The following is an 800-nucleotide window of genomic DNA, read 5'->3' on the forward strand; positions in this document are numbered from 1 at the left end:
AAAGCGCGCGGCATCACCATCTCGACCGCCCACGTGGAATACGAGACCGACAACCGCCACTATGCGCACGTTGACTGCCCCGGCCACGCCGACTACGTCAAGAACATGATCACCGGTGCCGCCCAGATGGACGGCGCGATCCTGGTTGTGAACGCTGCTGACGGCCCGATGCCGCAGACGCGTGAGCACATCCTGCTGGGCCGCCAGGTTGGCATCCCGAAGATGGTCGTGTTCCTGAACAAAGTTGACCAGGTCGACGACGAAGAGCTGCTGGAACTGGTTGAGATGGAAGTTCGCGAACTGCTGTCCAGCTACGAATACCCCGGCGACGATATTCCGATCGTTGCAGGTTCGGCTCTGGCCGCGATGGAAGGCAACAACCCGGAAATCGGCGAAGAGAAAATCAAGGAACTGATGGCGGCTGTTGATGACTACATCGACACGCCTGAGCGTGCTGTTGACCAGCCGTTCCTGATGCCGATCGAAGACGTGTTCTCGATCTCGGGCCGTGGTACCGTTGTGACCGGTCGTGTCGAGCGTGGCGTGATCAACGTTGGCGACGAGATTGAAATCGTCGGCATCCGCGACACCGCGAAAACCACCTGCACCGGCGTTGAAATGTTCCGCAAGCTGCTGGACCGCGGTGAAGCAGGCGACAACATCGGCGCCCTGCTGCGTGGTGTGGATCGTGACGGTGTTGAGCGTGGCCAGGTTCTGTGTAAGCCGGGTTCGGTTACACCGCACACCAAGTTCGAAGCCGAAGCCTACATCCTGACCAAGGAAGAAGGCGGTCGTCACAC

1 protein-coding gene is annotated in these 800 nt (G+C 59.9%); it reads left to right on the top strand.

The genetic code is table 11. The features are described 5' to 3' along the window. Window positions 1-800, top strand: an 800-nt coding sequence (locus ACR0AC_RS21215; RefSeq protein WP_480875961.1) for an elongation factor Tu, incomplete at both ends; no start/stop codon positions are given.

This window comes from Ruegeria sp. H7 (genome assembly GCF_056532945.1).